Source organism: Novosphingobium sp. BL-S-24, from assembly GCF_055521575.1.
Genome location: NZ_CM145488.1, coordinates 1,679,348 through 1,699,046 on the forward strand (window position 1 = coordinate 1,679,348; position 19,699 = coordinate 1,699,046).

The 19,699-nt window shown below is 61.7% G+C and carries 22 protein-coding genes; 13 read left to right on the forward strand and 9 right to left on the reverse strand.

Annotated elements, in window-relative coordinates; translation table 11 throughout:
* Window positions 1-18 precede the first annotated feature (18 nt).
* The 4 genes from ACZ1JM_RS13330 to ACZ1JM_RS13345 all read right to left on the reverse strand — a co-directional run bounded on the left by ACZ1JM_RS13330 (window position 19) and on the right by ACZ1JM_RS13345 (window position 3,382).
* A complete protein-coding gene (locus ACZ1JM_RS13330) occupies window positions 19-825 on the reverse strand; it encodes an aspartate/glutamate racemase family protein (RefSeq protein ID WP_465132869.1) in 807 nt (268 codons plus the stop codon).
* Between the two features lie 318 nt (window positions 826-1,143).
* Entirely contained in the window at window positions 1,144-1,668 is a 525-nt protein-coding gene (gene rpsI, locus ACZ1JM_RS13335) for a 30S ribosomal protein S9 (protein ID WP_465132870.1), read from the reverse strand.
* Window positions 1,668-2,147 carry a 50S ribosomal protein L13 gene (rplM, locus tag ACZ1JM_RS13340; RefSeq protein ID WP_465132871.1) on the reverse strand — a complete coding sequence of 160 codons (480 nt, stop codon included), beginning with the start codon at window positions 2,145-2,147 and terminating at the stop codon, window positions 1,668-1,670. The genes rpsI and rplM overlap by 1 nt, the downstream gene beginning before the upstream one ends.
* 137 nt (window positions 2,148-2,284) lie before the next feature.
* Complete coding sequence (locus ACZ1JM_RS13345; RefSeq protein WP_465132872.1) at window positions 2,285-3,382, reverse strand: COX15/CtaA family protein; 1,098 nt, start codon at window positions 3,380-3,382, stop codon at window positions 2,285-2,287.
* Between the two features lie 128 nt (window positions 3,383-3,510).
* Here ACZ1JM_RS13345 and ACZ1JM_RS13350 point away from each other — a divergent pair, with 128 nt between their 5' ends.
* The 4 genes from ACZ1JM_RS13350 (at window position 3,511) to ACZ1JM_RS13365 (ending at window position 5,626) form a co-directional block, all read left to right on the forward strand.
* Window positions 3,511-3,882 (forward strand): MerC domain-containing protein, encoded by a 372-nt coding sequence (locus ACZ1JM_RS13350; RefSeq protein ID WP_465132873.1) that lies wholly within the window; start codon window positions 3,511-3,513, stop codon window positions 3,880-3,882.
* An 18-nt stretch (window positions 3,883-3,900) separates the two neighbouring features.
* Entirely contained in the window at window positions 3,901-4,113 is a 213-nt protein-coding gene (gene thiS, locus ACZ1JM_RS13355; protein ID WP_465132874.1) for a sulfur carrier protein ThiS, read from the forward strand.
* Between the two features lie 49 nt (window positions 4,114-4,162).
* Window positions 4,163-4,960: a bifunctional sulfur carrier protein/thiazole synthase protein gene (locus ACZ1JM_RS13360; RefSeq protein WP_465132875.1), complete on the forward strand. Its 798-nt coding sequence runs from the start codon at window positions 4,163-4,165 to the stop codon at window positions 4,958-4,960.
* Window positions 4,961-5,098: 138 nt separating this feature from the next.
* Window positions 5,099-5,626 carry a hypothetical protein gene (locus tag ACZ1JM_RS13365; protein WP_465135071.1) on the forward strand — a complete coding sequence of 176 codons (528 nt, stop codon included), beginning with the start codon at window positions 5,099-5,101 and terminating at the stop codon, window positions 5,624-5,626.
* Between the two features lie 10 nt (window positions 5,627-5,636).
* Here the strand turns inward: ACZ1JM_RS13365 and ACZ1JM_RS13370 are convergent, their stop codons facing one another.
* The 4 genes from ACZ1JM_RS13370 to ACZ1JM_RS13385 all read right to left on the reverse strand — a co-directional run bounded on the left by ACZ1JM_RS13370 (window position 5,637) and on the right by ACZ1JM_RS13385 (window position 11,585).
* Window positions 5,637-6,719: a zinc-binding metallopeptidase family protein gene (locus ACZ1JM_RS13370; RefSeq protein WP_465132876.1), complete on the reverse strand. Its 1,083-nt coding sequence runs from the start codon at window positions 6,717-6,719 to the stop codon at window positions 5,637-5,639.
* 170 nt (window positions 6,720-6,889) lie between these two features.
* Entirely contained in the window at window positions 6,890-8,707 is a 1,818-nt protein-coding gene (locus tag ACZ1JM_RS13375) for an AMP-dependent synthetase/ligase (RefSeq protein ID WP_465135072.1), read from the reverse strand.
* A gap of 92 nt (window positions 8,708-8,799) precedes the next feature.
* Window positions 8,800-10,518, reverse strand: a complete 1,719-nt coding sequence (gene ggt / locus ACZ1JM_RS13380; RefSeq protein ID WP_465132877.1) for a gamma-glutamyltransferase — start codon at window positions 10,516-10,518, stop codon at window positions 8,800-8,802.
* An 11-nt stretch (window positions 10,519-10,529) separates the two neighbouring features.
* A complete protein-coding gene (locus ACZ1JM_RS13385; RefSeq protein ID WP_465132878.1) occupies window positions 10,530-11,585 on the reverse strand; it encodes a quinone-dependent dihydroorotate dehydrogenase in 1,056 nt (351 codons plus the stop codon).
* A gap of 416 nt (window positions 11,586-12,001) precedes the next feature.
* Between ACZ1JM_RS13385 and ACZ1JM_RS13390 the strand changes: the two genes are divergently transcribed.
* Genes ACZ1JM_RS13390 through ACZ1JM_RS13425 form a run of 8 tightly spaced genes read left to right on the forward strand, consistent with a single transcriptional unit; the run spans window position 12,002 to window position 18,078 of the window.
* Complete coding sequence (locus ACZ1JM_RS13390) at window positions 12,002-12,454, forward strand: RrF2 family transcriptional regulator (protein ID WP_465132879.1); 453 nt, start codon at window positions 12,002-12,004, stop codon at window positions 12,452-12,454.
* Window positions 12,455-13,960 carry a Fe-S cluster assembly protein SufB gene (gene sufB / locus ACZ1JM_RS13395; RefSeq protein ID WP_465132880.1) on the forward strand — a complete coding sequence of 502 codons (1,506 nt, stop codon included), beginning with the start codon at window positions 12,455-12,457 and terminating at the stop codon, window positions 13,958-13,960.
* Between the two features lie 47 nt (window positions 13,961-14,007).
* Entirely contained in the window at window positions 14,008-14,502 is a 495-nt protein-coding gene (locus ACZ1JM_RS13400; protein ID WP_465132881.1) for an endonuclease domain-containing protein, read from the forward strand.
* Window positions 14,503-14,504: 2 nt separating this feature from the next.
* Complete coding sequence (gene sufC, locus ACZ1JM_RS13405; RefSeq protein ID WP_465135073.1) at window positions 14,505-15,260, forward strand: Fe-S cluster assembly ATPase SufC; 756 nt, start codon at window positions 14,505-14,507, stop codon at window positions 15,258-15,260.
* Window positions 15,257-15,994, forward strand: coding sequence for a SufD family Fe-S cluster assembly protein (locus ACZ1JM_RS13410; RefSeq protein WP_465132882.1), 738 nt, complete (start codon window positions 15,257-15,259; stop codon window positions 15,992-15,994). The genes sufC and ACZ1JM_RS13410 overlap by 4 nt, the downstream gene beginning before the upstream one ends.
* Window positions 15,995-16,020: 26 nt before the next feature.
* Window positions 16,021-17,220 (forward strand): aminotransferase class V-fold PLP-dependent enzyme, encoded by a 1,200-nt coding sequence (locus tag ACZ1JM_RS13415; RefSeq protein WP_465135074.1) that lies wholly within the window; start codon window positions 16,021-16,023, stop codon window positions 17,218-17,220.
* Window positions 17,217-17,705: an SUF system Fe-S cluster assembly protein gene (locus ACZ1JM_RS13420; protein ID WP_465132883.1), complete on the forward strand. Its 489-nt coding sequence runs from the start codon at window positions 17,217-17,219 to the stop codon at window positions 17,703-17,705. The genes ACZ1JM_RS13415 and ACZ1JM_RS13420 overlap by 4 nt, the downstream gene beginning before the upstream one ends.
* A 1-nt stretch (window position 17,706) precedes the next feature.
* Complete coding sequence (locus ACZ1JM_RS13425; protein WP_465132884.1) at window positions 17,707-18,078, forward strand: HesB/IscA family protein; 372 nt, start codon at window positions 17,707-17,709, stop codon at window positions 18,076-18,078.
* A 9-nt stretch (window positions 18,079-18,087) separates the two neighbouring features.
* On the opposite strand, the gene ACZ1JM_RS13430 is transcribed toward ACZ1JM_RS13425, so the two are convergent.
* Complete coding sequence (locus tag ACZ1JM_RS13430; RefSeq protein ID WP_465135075.1) at window positions 18,088-19,245, reverse strand: serine hydrolase domain-containing protein; 1,158 nt, start codon at window positions 19,243-19,245, stop codon at window positions 18,088-18,090.
* 32 nt (window positions 19,246-19,277) lie between these two features.
* Between ACZ1JM_RS13430 and ACZ1JM_RS13435 the strand changes: the two genes are divergently transcribed.
* Window positions 19,278-19,697, forward strand: a complete 420-nt coding sequence (locus tag ACZ1JM_RS13435; RefSeq protein WP_465132885.1) for a hypothetical protein — start codon at window positions 19,278-19,280, stop codon at window positions 19,695-19,697.
* The last annotated feature ends 2 nt before the right edge of the window (window positions 19,698-19,699 follow it).

Genomic DNA, 19,699 nt, shown 5'->3' on the forward strand with positions numbered 1-19,699 from the left:
GTCAGAAGGAGCGTTTCTTCACGCGTCCTCGCCGAACATTTCGCCGATCACGCAGACCGGGCAGTTTTCATCCGCTTCCCCCGCAATGGCATCGACCATTCGGGTGATCACGGGCGCTCGCGACGTGACGATGGCCTCTGCCGGACGGGGCTGGCGCTTTGCCAGATCAGCGGCCCGTTTCGCCGCCTCTGCCAACGGGTTGACGATGGGAACCGGTGCTTGTGCCGAAATACTCGCGGCCATGGGCGACATGCAGGTGCAGCCGAGCAGGATGGCTTCCGCCCCCTTGGCCACGGCCTGATCGATGGCAGCAAGTACGCGGCCAAGGATCGTAGCATCGACGCCGTTGACGCGGGCAAGGTAGCCGTCCGGCCCCGAAACCTGTTCCACGTCGCCTTCTTCACCCGCATTGTAGATGCCGACGCAGCGATGCGTCTGTCCTTGCTCCACCAGTAGTTCTTCGGGCACGAAGTTCATCGAACGGGGCCAGACCGTCACGATCGCGAAGCGGCCATGGCGCGCGGCCGCGCTGATACCGGCCTCTCCCGCCCCGACCACCGGGATCGCCAGACCACTGCGCAGAGCATCAAGGCCGTAGTCGCCAAGGCTGTCGATCGCGAGGGCGTCAACCCCGGCGGCGGCGGCGCGCAGACCCGCTTCCAGATGGCCGATGGCCTGCATCGTGCGCTCGAGCGGGGTGGATGGAAACGCGCCCACCCGCGATGGCCAGGCCGACAATTCCGCGCCGACCGGCAGATCGGAATGAAGTTCAGGCCGCACCCGAGGGTTGATCCCCGGCACTGTACCGAGCAAGCCCAGCCGCATGTCATCCTCCTCACCAAAACGAAGCCGCTTGGTAGGGCACTGCAGGTGACGGAGACAATGATTTTCGGGACCGGAGCCGGTTCGACGGCCCACGAGGGGACCGGCCGACCGCCGATTTTCCTACATTGGGGCCAGTCGCTATACTCCCGTCCGCTCTTTCACACCGTCGATTCGATCGCTTACGGACGACCCCGCGCGCGGTTGTGTTTCATCAACTAAACCCCGGCGCATCCGTCCGCCGGTGCCGCTTGGCGGCGGGCACAAAAAAGGGCCGCGGTTTCCCGCGACCCCTTTTGCAAGCCGAAGTTCTGGAAGCGATTAGCGCTTCGAGAACTGGAAGCTACGACGTGCCTTGGCGCGGCCGTACTTCTTACGCTCGACGACGCGCGGATCGCGAGTAAGGAAGCCGGCAGCCTTCACGGCGGCACGCAGGGCAGGCTCGTACTTCGACAGGGCCTGGGCGATACCGTGCTTCACAGCGCCGGCCTGGCCCGAAAGGCCACCACCCTTGACGGTGGCGATCACGTCGTACTGATCTTCACGGCCAGCGACCTGGAACGTCTGGTTGATCACCAGGCGCAGGGTCGGACGAGCGAAGTACACTTCCTGGTCGCGGCCGTTGACGGTGACCTTGCCCGAACCGGGCTTGATCCACACGCGAGCCACGGCGTCCTTGCGGCGACCGGTGGCGTAGGCACGGCCCTGGGCATCGATCTGCTGCTCGCGCAGCGGAGCGTTCGACACCTTGGGAGTGGGAGCAGAGGTTTCGTCAGCGTTTACAGCAACGTCGCCGGTGATGTCCTTGAGGTCGGACAGGCTCTGAACGGAATCGGTATCAGACATTACGCGCCCACCTTGTTCTTGCGGTTCATGGAAGCGACGTCGAGCGCTTCGGGCTGGGTGCCGCCATGGGGATGTTCGGTGCCGGCATAGAGGTGCAGAGCGCGCATCTGGGCGCGGCCCAGCGGACCACGGGGGATCATGCGCTCAACCGCCTTCTCAAGCACGCGCTCGGGGAAGCGACCTGCAAGGACCTTGTCCGCGGTAACTTCCTTGATGCCGCCGGCATAACCGGTGTGCTTGTAGTAGGTCTGCTGCTTGAGCTTGTTGCCGGTGAAGCGCACCTTCTCGGCGTTGATGACGACGACGTGATCGCCGCAATCAACGTGCGGGGTGAAGCTCGGCTTGTGCTTGCCGCGCAGGAGGTCTGCAATGACGACCGCGAGACGGCCAACCACCAGACCCTCGGCATCGATAAGATGCCACTTCTTTTCCACCTCGGCCGGCTTGATCGACCGGGTGACCTTCGTAAGCGCCTTCATGGCTGGTCTATCCCTATGTATTTCGAGCGCCAGCCGTCAGAACGAATCTGCAAGGTTGCGCGGAAGGCGGCCAATTCGTCCAAAACCCCTCGTAAGTCAAGCAGACTGCCGGTTTGCAGAGAGGTATAATGATACCGTTAGGTTTGCGGCAGGTGGTTTCCGGTCGCAGGCCGACGCCCAACCCCATGCGCGCCCCATGCCGTCGCCGCGACCAGAAGCGCGCCGCACAGCTGATGGGCGACGGCCAGCCACAGCGCTACGCCGGACCAGACCGTGACGATTCCGAGCAACACCTGGACGCCGAATGCACTGTGCAGGGCGATCGACGCCTTGCGGTCGTTGCGTGCCCGCAACCGGCGTCCCATCATGACCAGCAGGACCACCACTACCCAGGCCCACCAGCGGTGGACGAAGTGAGTAAGGTAGGGATCGTTGACGAGGGCGTGGAAGAAGCCTCTCGCCCACTCGACACCCTCAGGGAAAAAGCGCCCCTGCATCAACGGCCATGCATCCCAGTTGTGCCACCCAGCGCCGGCCACAACGCCCGATCGCAACCCCGCGACCATCGCGCCCATGAACAATTGGAAGACCAGAGCGCCCAGCACGATCAGTCCGAAGCGGGTGAGCCTGGCCGGCGGCTCGCCGCGCTTCAAGGCCTTCAGGTCGAGCGCGGTCCACACCAGTCCGCCCAATGTCAGCAAGGCGACGAGCAAGTGCGCGGCAAGACGGAAATGGCTTACCCGGTCCAGCGCCTCGGCGCTGAGGCCGGAGGATACCATCCACCAACCGACCACGCCCTGCAGCCCGCCCAATGCCAACAGCGCCAGAAGCCGGGGCTTGTATCCGCCCGGGATCGTGCGCCTGAACCAGAACCATGCCAAAGGCAGCGCGAAGACCAGCCCGATCACCCGGGCAATCAGCCGGTGCGCCCACTCCCAGAAGTAGATGAACTTGTAGTCCGCCAGCGTCATCCCGGCCGGGCCGTTCACGTCGATATATTGGGGGATACGCTTGTACGCTGCAAATTCCGCCTGCCACTGCGCATCGGTCAACGGCGGAATTGCGCCGGTCAGCGGCTTCCACTGCGTGATCGACAGCCCTGATTCGGTCAGCCGAGTTATCCCGCCAATCGCCACGATAAGCACGACCAGCGCCGCCACGCTCAGCAGCCAGCGCACCATGGGATCGATGTCGTCGCTCGTACCGATCAGCGGGCGTCCGTCGTTCACTCTCATGCGTCAGCGTCTCTCACCATGGAGCATCCCTGCGATCTTGAGGCGGTTTAAGCAATACCCCCTCTAGAGTTCGGATCGCGACAGCATCAAGTCTTGCGCAATGATACAACATAACATAGATGGCAGAAATGCGCACCGCCATCATAGCGATTCGAAACCGATTGGATCGGGCCGGCATCATTCTGAGCGGCCTGTGTGCCGTGCATTGCGTTTTAGGTGTCGTCCTTGTCGGGATATTGGGCTTTGGCGGCGAAGCGCTGCTTTCGCCAGAGATCCACCGTATCGGTCTTGGCATCGCGCTGGTTGTCGGCATTGTTTCGCTTGGCTTCGGGGTCGCCCGTCATGGCCGGGTCGCCCCTCTGGTGATCGGCGCGATCGGTCTTGCGCTGATGGGAGCGGCCATCCTTGTCGGCCACGGCCTGCCCGAAGCAATCCTGACGATCCTTGGCGTGACCCTTGTCGGCCTTGCCCACATTCGGAACTTGCACGCCGCGCACTGAGCGTTATGGCGCAACCGCATGGCTGACGAACTTCTGCTTACCGTGAATGGTGAGCCCCGCAGAATTGCGCGAGGCTCGAGCATTACCGATCTCGTCACCAGCCTTGGGCTGGATCCAAAAAAGGTCGCGGTGGAACGCAACGCTGAAATCGCTCCCCGCTCAACATTGGGCGACGTGATCCTGGCGGATGGCGATGTACTGGAAATCGTGCATTTCGTCGGCGGCGGCTGACTTTCCGTTTCCACGCCCCATATCCAACGCTCCTGAAAGGATGCGCCCCGTGATTGATACCCCTGCCGATATTTCGACTGCCGACACCTGGACTGTGGCAGGCCGCACGTTCACGTCGCGATTGATCGTGGGAACCGGCAAGTACAAGGACTTTCAGCAGAACGCCGCTGCCGTGGAAGCCAGTGGGGCCGAAATCGTCACCGTCGCCGTCCGCCGGGTCAACGTATCCGATCCCTCGGCACCGATGCTGACAGACTATATCGATCCCAAGAAGATCACGTATCTGCCCAACACCGCCGGCTGCTTCACGGCCGACGATGCGATCCGCACCCTGCGTCTGGCTCGCGAAGCCGGAGGATGGGATCTCGTAAAGCTGGAAGTGCTGGGCGAGGCGCGCACGCTCTACCCCGATATGCGCGAGACGCTGAAGGCAACGGAAGTGCTGGCCAAGGAAGGCTTCCAGCCGATGGTCTATTGCGTCGATGATCCTATCGCCGCGCGCCAGCTGGAAGAAGTGGGCGCCGTCGCGGTTATGCCTCTGGGCGCTCCGATCGGTTCGGGCTTGGGGATCCAGAACAAGGTCACGGTCCGCCTGATCGTTGAAGGCGCTAAGGTTCCGGTGCTGGTGGACGCAGGCGTGGGAACTGCATCGGAAGCGGCTGTGGCTATGGAACTTGGGTGCGACGGTGTACTGATGAACACCGCCATTGCCGAAGCCAAAGACCCGATCCGCATGGCCCGCGCGATGAAGCTGGCGGTTCAGGCGGGGCGCGATGCCTATCTCGCGGGCAGGATGCAGACCCGCCGCTACGCCGATCCGTCCAGCCCGCTTGCTGGCCTTATCTGACGTCCAGCGGACCAGCGTTTGTGCGAAAGCGGTACATTTCGTGCTTTTCGTCTGCGATGGTAAACTTGTCAGTAAGAAAACTCGTGCTTTAATCGGTCATGTGGAGGGAAAGGCTTTCACGGCACGGGGACCACGATGATGACCCAACCAGGTTCTGCTACGCTAGCGATCAATGAATTGCGCGAATTCGCAAGCTTTTCGGCGTGCGAGCAGCGGTACATCCGCCGCAGTCTGGATATCGGCCTAGGCCGCCAGGATGCGCTCACATTATGGGCACGCGATTCGGACGAAGCCGATTCGATACGCGGCCAGCATATGGCCTACGAATTGCTGGCGGACCTTCGCGACATGCGGCCGGACGATATCGGGTTTGACGATATCGAAGTGTTCATGGGAAAGCTGATGACCGTCGCAGCCTACGATCTGGCCCAGGAAAAGATCACCTGCTTCTCGGCATTTCGGTTCTTGTACGAACGCCTTCTGGGGGCTTGGGTTCGCCCGTGGCTGCCCGCTGCGTTCTGCGGTGCGGGCGCCTTGCCGCATATCCTGCCTGACCGTCGGCGCGATTTGCTTCACTCCATCAGCGAAGCCGCGGCCACCGCGCCCGGCTGGTCGGATCGCGAACCCAGCTTCTTTCCTGAGTTCATCGAAAAGGAAATCGCCTGAGCGCTGGTGCTCAGGCGGCGACCTGCGCGTCGGGAGACTGGCAAGCGATAGAGCTGCCTCTGGCGTTTGCGACCATGTTGCGGACGTAGTCCAGTTTGACCACGATCGCGTCCGACAGATGAAAGGGGTAAAGGTCCGGCAGGCCCATCGATCGATTGATCGCGTTCATGGCGAATGACAGCGGCCCCATTGCTTCCACCAAGGCATGCGTCGTTGCGGTGTAGGGATCAAAGTTCGGCCTTACCTGCCGGCCTTTACGCTGTCCGGGCATCGCCAGCGACAAATCGAACCCGGTAGCTGCAGCGGTGACGTCAACGATGTGGAGGTAATGAGCGAACGTTTCCGCGAAATCCTCCCAGGGGTGTGACGTCGCGTAGAAACTGACGTAGGCGTCGGTCCAGACTTTCGACTTCCCGTTTCCGTAGTGAGCCTTCAGGCTTGCCTGATAATCAACCCGCTCGTCACCGAAGACCCCGCGAAACGCTTCCAGGGCAGCGACATCCGGCTCTACCAGACGCGACCAGTAATGATGGCCGACCTCATGGCGAAAGTGCCCAAGCAGCGTGCGATAGGGTTCTCCCATCGCGTTACGCATACGCTCGCGTTTGGCGTCATCTGCTTCGATCAGGTTGAGGGTTATCAGGCCCCCATCATGACCGGTTGTGATTTTGGGCGTTCCAGCCTTTTCCGCCACCGGATCATACAGAAAATCGAATGCCAGACCCTGCGTTCCTGCTTTTGCCGTTGCTTTGGTTTCGAGCGGAAGCCCCAGCTTGATCAGCGAATGGAAAAGCCGCCGTTTGGCTTCTTCGATCTTCGCCCAGCGCTTTGGCACCGAGGGTTCGGACAGATCGGGGATGGTGCGATTATGGCGGCATGCCCGGCACATCGACGTATGATCATGCGTATCGACCAACCAATTGCAGATCTGATAGGCATTGTTGTTGCCGCATACGACGACGTCGGCAGTCTTGCCCTCCGCATCACGCCACACCGTCGCATTGTCCGCCAGAAAGCGGAATCCATCGATAGCGGGGTCATACCCGAGGGTCGCGTTACAGCCGGGGCAGACCCGAACTTCGAAATGATTCAATCGGCTGCAATTGGGACAGGCAAAGGCGCGCATTCGGCAATTTTCCGGCAATAATTAGCATCTGTTTGCTGTCCCAACTCCGCGAGGGCCCATGCCGTTGCCAATTTTTATTATGTTATTCGCCGCACAACCCATTCCAGTGTGGGCCGCGGAGCCGCTTTGGACCGCGCTCACACTTTGTATAATGCGTCCAACCTTGCGCCGTAACGCTCCTTCAATTTGTGGCGGCGGATCTTCAGGCTAGGCGTCATCTCTTCGTTCTCGATCGAGAAAGGCTCGTCCGCGAAGGCGAACTGACGAACCTTTTCGATGACCGATATGTCCGCATTCACGCGATCGATCGCGGCACGAAGTGCAGCGCGAAAAGTCGGCAGATCCTGCAATTTGCGAAAATCGAACGTGTCGCCGTTGTCTCGCGCCCATTGCAACGCCCAGTCGGCATCCGGCACGATCAGTCCGACGATATAGGGGCGGCGATCTCCCGAAACCAAAGCCTGCGCTATCTCGGGCTGCAGGGTCAGCATGGACTCGATTTTTTGCGGAGAGACATTGTCGCCCTTGTCGTTGACGATCATGTCCTTCTTGCGATCGGTGATGGCGATCCGGCCCTTGTCGTCGAAATGGCCCACGTCCCCGGTATGAAGCCAGCCGTCCTTCAGCACATTGGCACTGGCAGCCTCGTTCTGCCAATAGCCGTCCATTACCAGTTCGCCACGAACGAGGATTTCTCCATCCTCGGCAATGCGAACCTCCGCTCCGCGCAGCGGTGGACCGACCGTGTCAAACTTGACGCCCGCTGAAGGTCGGTTGCAGCTGATGATCGGGCCAGCTTCGGTCTGGCCATAGCCCTGCAACAAGGTCAGCCCCATCGCATCGAAGAACACCCCGATCTCAGGATTGAGCGGCGCGCCACCCGAAACCATGGCCTTGATCCTGCCACCAAAGCGCGCCCTGACTTTGGGACGCAAGGTGCGCTCGATCAGCAGATCTATGGGATAATCCATGATCTTGCGCTTTCCGGCCTGACGGCGTGCTCCCCCCGCGACCGCCCAATCCATCAGTCGGTTCGCGACCACGCCCTGCTTTTCGATCTGGCGCATGATTCGTGTCCGCAGAACTTCGAACAGGCGAGGCACCACCACCATCACGGTGGGGCGAACTTCTTCGATATTGGCAGCGAGTTTGTCGAGACCTTCCGAATAATAGATCTGCCCGCCTAGGCCGATCGGCAGAAGCTGTCCCCCGGTATGCTCGTAAGCATGGCTCAGGGGCAGGAACGACAGGAAAATTTCCCGGTTTTCCGGCCCTTGGTCCCATCCGAAATCCTGATCGATGACCTGAGCAGCGCCGGCCACATTGGAAAGCAGCATCCCATGATGCTGGCGCACCCCACGCGGCGCTCCGCCTGTGCCACTGGTGTAGATAATGCAGGCGAGATCACGGCGACCGATCTTGGCGATACGCTCATTCACTTCTGCCCGAGCCGCTGACGCATCGCCGTCGAGCAGGCTGGCCCACTCACGTGTGTCGAAGGTGCCACCCTGTAATGATACAAGCGGTTCAATACCGATTACATGGCGGCACATGTCGGTCTGGACGATGGCGGGCAACAAGATGCGTCCCAGCTTTGCCGTCGAGACTATTGCCGCCCGCGCGCCGGAATTCTCCAGGATATGAATATGATCGCGGGTCGTGTTGGTGGTGTACGTCGGCACGGTGACGCACCCTGCCGCCATGATCGCCAGATCGGCAATGCACCACTCCGGCCGGTTTTCCGATACGATCACCACACGCTCGCCCGCCTGAAGCCCCAGACGGCGCAGTGACGATGCCAGCAGGCAGACCCGTCGGGCAGCCTCGGCCCAGCTTATCGCGACCCAGTTTCCATCCCGTTTCGCCCAAAGCATGGGCACGTCGCCCAAAGCATCGGCGCGAGCGAGGAACAGCGAGACGACGTTTGCGCTCCTGTCGAAGTCGGCGATTTCCAAGGCGGCCCCCATCTCAGCGTTCTGTGCGTGCAACGTCTAGGGTCGGTTGCAGGTTGCGGCAACCGGCCCGTGGGATTGCGTCCGAGCCGGCCTTACTCCGAAAGTGCTACACCTTCGCTTCGTGGATCGCCTGCACCCGAAAGTCTCCCGTTCACCACTTCGACCGCGTTGGTCTTCAACGGCATGTCTGCACTTTTGACCGAAGCATGCCCCAGATTGACCAGCGCCGGGATCATTGCCTCCAGCTTAGATCCTTTTTCCACGGTCACGGTGTCGGTCGGTGCATATAGCACGGGGAGATCGAGTGCCTTTGCGACTGGCAGCTTCCAGTCCAGCACCCCGATCAGGGCGCGTATGACCTGCACCGGGATCGTCGCACCACCGGCCGCGCCGACCACGAAGAGCAGCTTCCCATCGGCCCCATAGACGAGCGTCGGCGCCATTGAACTGCGCGGGCGTTTCCCGCCTTCGACCCGATTGGCGACGATCACGCCATCCTTGCTCGGCACGAAGCTGAAGTCGGTCAGTTCATTGTTCAGATAAAAACCGCCGACCATCAGACCCGAACCAAAGGCGCTTTCGATGGTCGATGTCCAAGACGCGGCGTTACCCTGTCGATCGACGACGACGAAATGCGAGGTTCCACGCTCTGGCGGCCCCTCACCGGCCGCCAGATGTGGGGCGGGCAGACCCGCTGACACCGCAGCCATTGTCCGGTCCGCCGAAATAAGCGCCCCGCGCTGGCGCAGATAGGCGCGGTCGAGAAGCGCATTGACTGGAACCGAAACGAAGTCCGGATCGGCCAGAAACAGTTCGCGGTCGGCGTAGGCAAGCCGCTGCGATTCCGCGATCAGGTGCCAGGCAACCGGCGAATCCGGACCCAGCGCCGATAGATCGAAACCCTCCAGCTGCACCAGGGTCGCCAGTACCGTCGTTGCCCCGGACGATGGCGGCCCCATGCTACAGATCCGGTAGACGCGGTATTTCGCGCAAACTTCGGGCCGGGTCTTGGCCGTGAACCCGGCGATGTCCGCCCGCGTCATCTTGCCATCGGATGGAGTTTCCGCCGCAACCTTAGCCGCGATCTGCGTCGTCAGATCGCTGGCATAAAAGCCATCTGCACCTCGACGCGAAAGCATCGTCAGGGTTTTGGCCAGCGCCGGATTGTGAATAACGGAACCGATGGGGACCGGCTCACCATTTGGGCCATAATAAAGGGCACGCGCTTCGGAGGCATGGGCACCGGAATCCGGACTGCGCGCCAGCGAATCGTACCCGCGCTTACTCAGGCGATAGCCATCACGAGCCAGCTTGATCGCCGGCTCGAACAGTTCTGCCCACGATAGCTTTCCGTACGCGGCATGAAGCTTGGCAGCGAGTGCGATATTGCCGGGGACGCCCACACTCAATCCGCCGACTACGGCCTGCCTGAACGGCAAAGGTTGTCCGGACTGGTCGAGGAACCTCGAAGGGGTAGCCGCCTTTGGTGCCGCCTCTCGTCCATCCCAGGATTGGACATGACCCTGCTCGTCGCCCAGCATGACAAAACCGCCGCCGCCAATCCCCGAGCTTTGCGGCTCCACCACCGTCAGCGCCAGCATCGTTGCGATCGCGGCGTCCGTGGCACTGCCGCCACGCCGAAGAATGTCCACGCCGGCCTGAGCTGCCCTTGGGTCGGCGGCGCTCACCATGCCGGCATCGAAGACGGCAGGGGCGCTCGCGGTTATGGGAGGGCGAGTGACGGACGTCGCACAGCTAGCGAGCGCCAGAGCGAACGGGGCAAGGATCCCCAAGGTCAGACTTCTGGACATTGCAGGAGTGGTTATTCGTTTCCTACCGCTTCTGCAATCGACGCAAAGCCATCCCGCTTCATCAAGTCGACCAAACCCTTGCAAATTGCACGGGCAATCGTCGGGCCTTCATAGACCATCGCACTGTAGAGCTGCACCAAGCTGGCCCCTGCCCGGATACGGTCCCATGCGTCGTGAGCCGTAGCGATACCGCCGACGCCGATCAGCGGGACCGCACCCCCCGTCGCCTTGCGGAAATCGCGCAGGCGCTGCTGGGCAAGATCACGCAGCGGCGCGCCGGACAGCCCCCCGCTCTCGTCACGATGCATGGACGATAGCGTCGGCCGCGATATGGTGGTGTTGGAAACAATCAGAGCGCCCAGTTGCCTGTCGATGGCAATCCTGGCGATGGCATCGATATCGGCCGGCTCCAGATCGGGAGCGACCTTGAGGAAGATCGGCGGACGACGGCTATCGCCGCATGCGTTGTCGCGCGCCTCGATGACCGCGTCCAACAAACCGGTGAGCGCCGATTCGTCCTGCAGGGCACGAAGGCCGGGCGTGTTGGGACTGGAAATGTTGACTGCCAGATAGCTCGCCAACGGGGCCATCAGCTTTGCCATAATGGCGTAATCCGCCACCCGATCGGTCGAGTCCTTGTTTGCCCCGATATTGATGCCGACCACGCCGGATTGGCCGGCCCGGGCTTCCAAACGATCGATAGCAGCCTTGGCGCCGGCATTGTTGAATCCCATTCGGTTGATGACGGCACGATCTTCTACCAGCCGGAACAGCCGGGGCTTGGGATTGCCGGACTGCGGCAGTGGCGTGATCGACCCAACCTCCGCGAATCCGAACCCGAGGCCCAGCAATGCGTCGGGCGCATCCGCATTCTTGTCGAACCCGGCGGCCATGCCAACCGGATTGGGGAAGGAGACACCCGCCACTGTCGTATTCAAGGATGCCGGAACCGAAGGCGGCGCGGAGGGGGACAACCTCAACGCGGACAAGGCTAGACCATGAGCCTTTTCTGCATCGATTCGAAAAAGGGCGGGCTTGATCAGTGAGTACAGCACGGTGTGGCGCATAAACACGGAAGCACTGTTGCTCAAATGCTTCTTTGACGGCCAAACGACTTTCGGAGTGCCACGGGGGACGAAATGCCGCCGCGAGTTGTCGCGTTTATACAATGAATTGCGTCAGCCGCCGCATACACGAATATCGCGACCCGAAGGGCTCGTCACGCTACGCGTTCGAGTTCTTTATAACTTCAAGCGGCTATCGACCTTGCGCCGGTAGCCGCTTTTTTTCGTCCGTGGCAGCAACAACAACGCGGTCGCGGGCGATGGAACAATCCGCAACCTTTATGCCATGATCAGGGCATGACATAAGATGGACAGCCGCCCATCTCGGCTGAAATCCGCCATTGAAACTGAGCGTCCAAGCCATTAGGTGAAATCGGAGCGAATTGCTCGCATTCAGAATCGCCTTGGAAATTTCATTTATGCGCCTGTCCAGTATGGCAGATTATGCTGTCATCATCATGTCTGCTGCTGCGAAGCATTGCGGCACGTGCGCGGTAATGGAACTTGCAGGCCCAACGGCGTTGCGCACCCGCGGGCGCGTTTCCGCCGCCCAACTGGCTGAGGAAACGCATTTACCGGTGCCAACGGTGCAGAAGATCGTCAGCAAGCTGACCGCCGCAGGGCTGATGCGCTCGTCGCGAGGCGCCGGGGGCGGCCTCAAGCTGGCGCGTCCACCTGCAGCAATTTCGCTTGCCGACATTGTCGAGGCAGTGGATGGGCCGATCGCGCTGACGGCCTGCCTCGATCCGGTGCGGAACGATTGCACGCTGGAAGACAATTGTAACGTGAAGGGTCACTGGCCGCAGGTGAACGCCGCTGTGCGCGGCGCGCTTGCCCAAGTTGCGTTGACCCAACTCGTCAAGGAAGTTTGAATGACCGAGGATACGACACGCATCGCCGAGCTGGACGCTCCCCTGCGCGATCAGGCCGCGCATGACGCGGCCGCGCGCGTGGCTGATTACGAACACGGCTGGTCATCGGACATCGAGCAGGAATACGGGCCCAAGGGTCTGTCAGAGGATACGATCCGCTTCATCTCGGCCAAGAAGGACGAGCCGGAGTGGATGCTGGACTGGCGGCTGAAGGCATACGCTCGGTGGCTGGAAATGACACCACCGGACTGGGCGAAGCTGAACGTCCCGCCGATCGACTACCAGGAATCCTACTACTGGGCTGCTCCCAAGAAGAAGGACACGCTGGCCAGCCTGGATGAAGTCGATCCGGAAATCCTTCGCGTCTACGAAAAGCTTGGCATTCCGCTGGAGGAGCAGAAAGTGCTCGCCGGGGTTGAAGGCGCGCGCAAGGTCGCTGTGGACGCAGTGTTCGATTCGGTGTCGGTAGCCACCACGTTCCGCAAGGAACTGGAGCAGGCAGGTGTCATCTTCCGCTCCATCTCTGAAGCGATCCGCGAATTTCCCGAAATGGTGAAGAAGTGGCTCGGCCGCGTCGTGCCGGTGAACGACAACTATTTCGCGACGCTCAACTGTGCGGTCTTTTCGGACGGGACATTCGTCTACATTCCCGAAGGCGTCCGCTGTCCGATGGAACTGAGCACGTATTTCCGCATCAACGCGGAAAATACCGGCCAGTTCGAACGCACGCTGATTGTCGCCGAAAAGGGCAGCTACGTATCCTATCTGGAAGGCTGCACCGCCCCGATGCGCGACGAAAACCAGCTTCACGCCGCCGTGGTCGAACTGGTCGCGATGGAAGATGCGGAGATCAAGTATTCAACCGTCCAGAACTGGTATCCCGGCAATGCCGAGGGCAAGGGCGGCATCTACAACTTCGTGACCAAGCGAGGCCTGTGTCAGGGCGCCCGCAGCAAGATCAGCTGGACTCAGGTGGAAACCGGCTCTGCGATCACGTGGAAGTACCCTAGCTGCGTCCTTAACGGAGAGGATTCGGTCGGCGAGTTCTATTCGGTCGCCGTGACCAACAACTACCAGCAGGCCGATACCGGCACGAAGATGATCCATAACGGCAAAGGCAGCCGTTCGACGATCATCTCGAAAGGCATCTCTGCGGGCAAATCCAACAACACTTATCGCGGATTGGTCCGCGTGGCCGCCAATGCCGAAGGCGTGCGCAACTTCACGCAATGCGATTCGCTGCTGCTCGGCAAGGAATGCGGCGCGCACACGGTGCCGTATATCGAAGTGCGCAATCCCAGCGCCCAGATCGAGCATGAGGCAACGACCAGCAAGATCAGCGACGATCAGCTGTTCTATGCCATGCAGCGCGGCCTCGACACTGAAAGCGCCGTGGCGTTGATCGTCAACGGGTTCGCCAAGGAAGTGCTGCAGCAACTGCCGATGGAGTTCGCGGTCGAAGCGCAGAAACTGCTCGGAATCAGCCTGGAAGGAAGCGTGGGTTGATCACCCTCGCCCCGGCCACATCCATGAATGACACAAGGACTTCTACCATGACCGCCGCCCGCAAGACTTTGGGCATAAGCCTCGCCTCGGGCGCTCCGAAGGCCGACGTGAAAGCCAACTTCGCGGCGACCGGTGCGCGCTTGGAAACGCTGAAGGAGCGCGCGCGCGATCAGCGGCGCAATCCCACCGAAGCGCAAAAGGCCCTGTGGTCACAGCTTTCCGGCTCGAAGCAGGCAGGCGTAAAATTCATTCGCCAGTCGGTCGTCGGATCGGCCATCGTCGATTTCGCCTGCCCGTCGCGCTGGATCGTGATCCAGTTGAGCGCTGAGGAATCAAACCCCGACGTCAACGAGCTTCAGGACCGGAAGCTGACCGAAGTCGGCATCCGCGTGCTGCGCTTTTCCGAAGACGAAGTGCTGGCCGGTGTCGATGCCGTCATGCGCGAGATCAACGTCGAACTGGCCGTGCCTTTTGACAAACGCAATGCCCGCAAGAAAGTCGCTGCGCATTCCGGCGCGAACTTCATGAGCGACGAAGGATGACCATGCTCGAAATCAACAACCTCCAGGCCACCGTCGCCGACAAGCCGATTCTCAAGGGTCTCTCGCTGACGATCAATCCCGGTGAAATCCATGCAATCATGGGTCCGAACGGTGCCGGCAAGTCGACTCTGGGCTACACCCTCGGCGGGCGTCCTGGCTACGAAGTGACCGGGGGATCCGCCACGTTCGAAGGGCAGGACCTTTTCGAGCTGGAGCCGCATGAGCGCGCTGCCGCAGGCCTGTTCCTTGGATTCCAGTATCCAGTTGAGATTCCGGGCGTGTCGTTCGTCCAGTTCCTGCGCGAAGCAGCCAACGCTCAGCGCAAAGGGCGGGGCGAGGAGCCACTGTCCGGCGGCGAGTTCCTGAAGCTGGCGCGCGAGAAGGCCGCGTTGTTGCGCATGGACATGGACATGCTCAAGCGCCCGGTGAACGTTGGCTTTTCGGGCGGCGAGAAGAAGCGCGCCGAGATGGTCCAGATGGGCATCCTCGATCCCAAGCTGGCGATCCTGGATGAAACCGATTCCGGTCTCGACATCGACGCATTGCGCATCTGCGGTGAAGGCATAAACGCAATCATGCGCAAGCCCGACAAAGCGGTGTTGCTGATCACTCACTACCAGCGCCTGCTCGATTACGTGAAGCCTGACTTCGTCCATGTCCTGGCCGCCGGACGCATCGTCAAGTCCGGCAACGCGGACCTTGCTTTGCGCCTTGAGGAAGAAGGCTACGAGGCGGTGGTGCAAGAGACGGCGGCATGAACGTCGAGATGACCCTGCCTTCCCGCAAGGACGAGGATTTCCGGTATTCGGACATCGGTCGCCTGGGAGATCTGTGGCCGATCGTGCCTGAGACGATCGAGATCGGCGAAGGGCAGGAAGGATCGCACCAGATCGTCGAGACCGGCGAAAGCGCGGTAGCCCGTCATCTTACGATCACCCTTGGCAAAGGCGCCAAATTCGACTGTCGCATCCTGACCGCTGGCCCCGTTTACGGTCGTATCGCGATTGACGTGCGACTTGGCGAAGGGGCGGACTTCATGCTGGGCGCCGCACAGCTCGCCACGGGCGAGGAAACGCTGGAGATTGTCACTGAAGTTACTCACACGGCGCTGAATGCCACCTCCGCGCAAATCATCCGCACCGTGCTGGCTGGCCATTCCACTGGCACCTACCTCGGCCGCATTGCCGTGGAACGTGGCGCGGATGGCACGGATGCGGAACAGTCGGTGCGAGCGATGTTACTTGAACGGACCGCCACGGCAAACGCCCGGCCCGAGCTGGAAATCTATGCGGACGACGTCAAGGCGGCCCACGGTTGCGCGGTTGGCGAACTCGATGCGCAAGGCCTGTTCTATCTGATGAGCCGTGGCCTGACACCCGCACAGGCCAAGCGCCTTATGCTGCAGGCGTTCATTGCCGAGGCGTTTACCGGCGCTCCCGGCGAAGAAGCGCTGAGCGAAGCAGCGCTTAACCGGCTGGAGGCGATTCTGTGACGACCGACACACTCGAAACCGGCGAGCTGGTGTTGAAGGACCAGTTCCCCGGCCTCGCCCCGCGCGCTGATGGTCGCGAATGGCACTATCTTGATACGGCGGCCACGTCGCAAAAGCCGTTGGCCGTCATCGAGGCCACCGTGCGCGCGATGGGGGAGGACTATGCTACCGTCCATCGCGGCGTCTATGCCCGCTCCGCCGACATGACCCTTGCGTTCGAGGCAGCGCGCCGCCGCGTCGCTACCTTCATGAACGCGCACGAGGACGAGATCGTCTACACCCGCGGCGCGACGGAATCGCTCAACCTCGTCGCGCAGACTTGGGGCGTCGCCAACCTGAAGGCCGGTGATCGCATTCTGTTGTCGATGCTGGAGCACCATTCCAACATCGTCCCGTGGCAATTGTTGCGGGACAAGACGGGCGTCGAAATTGACGTCTGCCCACTGACCGACGATGGCCGCATCGATCTGGAAGCAGCCGAGCGGATGCTTACACCGGCGCACAAGCTGGTTGCGTTTGCGCATGTGTCGAACGTGCTCGGTTCCGTGCTCCACGTGGAACACGCTGCGAAGCTCGCTCATGCGGTGGGGGCCAAGCTGTTGATCGATGGTTGCCAGGCAGCGCCGCGCCTGGCGCTCGACATGGCGGCATTCGATTGCGACTTCTATGCGTTCTCGGCGCACAAGCTTTATGGCCCGACCGGTATCGGCGTGTTGTGGGCGCGCAAGGAAATCCTGGACGCGATGCAACCCTGGCAGGGTGGTGGAGCCATGATCGATCGTGTCACGTTCGATCAGACCACTTACGCCCCTGCCCCCCAGCGGTTCGAAGCGGGGACGCCTAACATCATCGAGGCGCTCGGCATGGCGGCGGCGATGGACTGGCTTACAGATGTCGGCCTCGATCGCGCCGAAAAGCACGAGCGTGATCTGGCTACATTGCTTCGCGGCGAATTGCGCAAGCGGAACGATGTGACCCTGTTCGGACCGGAAGACTCGCTGGGCATCGTAAGTTTCGCGCTGGACGGGGTGCATCCGCACGACCTCGGCACCATATTAGACGAGGAAGGCGTCGCGATCCGCGCCGGGCATCACTGCGCACAACCGCTGATGGAGCACCTTGGCGTACCCGCCACCGCCCGCGCCAGCTTTGGCCTCTACAGCGACGAAACCGACATCGAGGCGCTCCTGAAAGGGATCGAGCGCACACGGAGAATTTTCGGATGAGTGAAGACGACACCCGCTCTGCCCCTGCCTTCAATGTAGAGGAAGTGGACACCGCGCCCGTACCGCCCCGCGCACGCGTGGACGACGCAGAGGCACCGGCGGCGAAGCTGGAACGCAAGCGCGACTATCTTGACGGGTTCCTCGCGGAAAAGCCGCATAGCCCCGACCCAGCAGCACCCGGCGGCGAAATCTATGACGGCGTGATTTTTGCACTCAAAGAGATTTTTGACCCGGAAATCCCAGTTAATATCTACGACCTGGGGCTTATCTATGGCGTCGACGTATCGCCCGACGCTTCCGTCGCAGTGACGATGACGTTGACGACACCGCATTGCCCGGTCGCCGAATCGATGCCGGGTGAAGTTGAAATGCGTGTCGCCGCCGTCCCGGGCGTCCGCGACTGCGAGGTGAACCTTGTGTGGGATCCGCCGTGGGACATGGCAAAGATGACTGACGAGGCGAAGCTCGAACTGGGGATGCTCTGACATGACCGAGACGACGACCACCACTCGCCCTGCCCGCGCACGGCCCGCCGCCGTCGTGCTCACGCCCAATGCCGAGGCGCGCATCGCCAAACTCATGGGCGAAGCACCCGCTGGCGCCATCGGCGTGAAGCTGTCCACCCCGCGTCGGGGGTGTTCGGGGCTGGCCTATTCGGTCGATTACGTTAGCGAGGAAGCCAAGTTCGACGAGAAGATCGAAACGCCGGGCGGCGTCTTCTACATCGATGGATCGTCGGTCCTCTATCTCGTCGGCAGCGTGATGGACTGGAAGGAAGACGACTTCACTGCAGGCTTCGTCTTCGACAACCCCAATGCCAAAGGCGCGTGCGGCTGCGGTGAGAGCTTTACGGTCTAAGCCTGACGGTCACAGTTTCCCGCCGGGGAACAGCGCCATCAGTTTGCCGAGCCGATCGTGGACCGCTTCTTCCTGCGCCGCGCTGCTGTGACCAATCCGAACTACCGTCATCAACTGATCGGGTGATCCGATCACGTACTGCCCATGTTCGCCGATGCAGGCGAACATGGTGCGCGGGGCTGATCCCGGATAGAGCCTTGAATTGTCGCTGGCTCGGTTCAACCACACCCCCGCGCCGTACCCGGCTTCGCGCGGAGATGGCGTCAGCATGAATTGAATCCAGCGACGGGGCAGGATCTGTGCGCCGCCGATCGATCCGGTGTGGCGCAGGAACTCACCCAGCTTTGCCCAGTCTCTCGCGGTGGATTGGATCATGCCCGATCCGATCATCGTCCCGGCCCGATCATATCCCACCACCGTGGAGCCCATGCCAATCGGGATCAGGACGCGGTTCTTGAGATAGTCACCCACAGCTACCCGTCGCCGCGAAGGATCACGATCCGGCGATAACACCCGCGCGGCAAGGTCGGACAGAATAACCGCGCTGCCGGTCGACGGTTCGAACAGCTTCCCCGCCGGTGCTTCGAGCGGCTGGGCTTCCGCATAGGCGGCCATATCGTCCCGGCCATCGAGGAACAGCATCCGCATGCGGTCGGATTCGCCGGAAAGCCTGCCCGTTCCGATGGATCCGCCTTCCGAATGACGCAGGCCGGAGCGCATTTGCAACAGTTGCTTGAGCGTCACCATCCCGCGCGGATCGCCGGGGCGCTGCCATTCGGGAACAGGCGCCGATTCGTTCAGGCGCAACCGGCCATCGCTCACCAGCTGGCCGATCATCAGTGCCGTGACGCACTGCCCGGCGCTCCACCCTGCCAAAGGAGTTTGGGCGGTGATCCCCTCGCCGTAGGTTTCAACGATCACCGAACCGCGCTTCATGATCAGCAACGCGTCGGTGCGGCCTACTGCTTCCTCGTCCAGCACGGCGTCGATCGCCCGGCCCAGCGCGGTTCGGGGCGCGCCGCCAGCATCGCGGATGGCGGCCTGGGCTTTGTCGCTGGGCGGCGGTGGCCCCTCAGTCTCCGACTTTCCACAGCTTGTCAGGCTCGTCAGGGCGAGGACTGGAAGCGCAAGCATGGCGAGGATATGGGAGAGGCGGCGCACCGGCATGACGCGCGGTGTGATGTGCGAGGCGCTGAAGAATGGCAACAGCCGGGAAATCCGGAATCGGGGACAAGGCAGACGCCGGATGGTCTACGACCACTCCCGGCAGCTACCCGACTCGCCAACCGTCTCGCTGGAAGCGCAATCTGGTGATCGTGTTGTTGCTTGCGCTTGGAGCATGGGTCGCCTGGGCATGGCAGGGACTGCGCGAGGAAGCCACGGTTGGCGCGGCCTACGGTGCGCAGGTGGGTTGCATCTGCCGTTATGTATCCGGGCGATCGCTTGCCGCGTGCGAAGGCGACGCAAAAGTCGCGGGCCTTGGCGGGATAGGAGCACGGGTCTCGCTAACAGAGGATCCGGCCCGTCGCACGATTACCGGTTCAATTCCCCTGTTGGCCCGTCAGACGGCAGATTTTCAGCCTGAACGGGGCTGTCAGCTCGAACCCTGGACCGACTGACG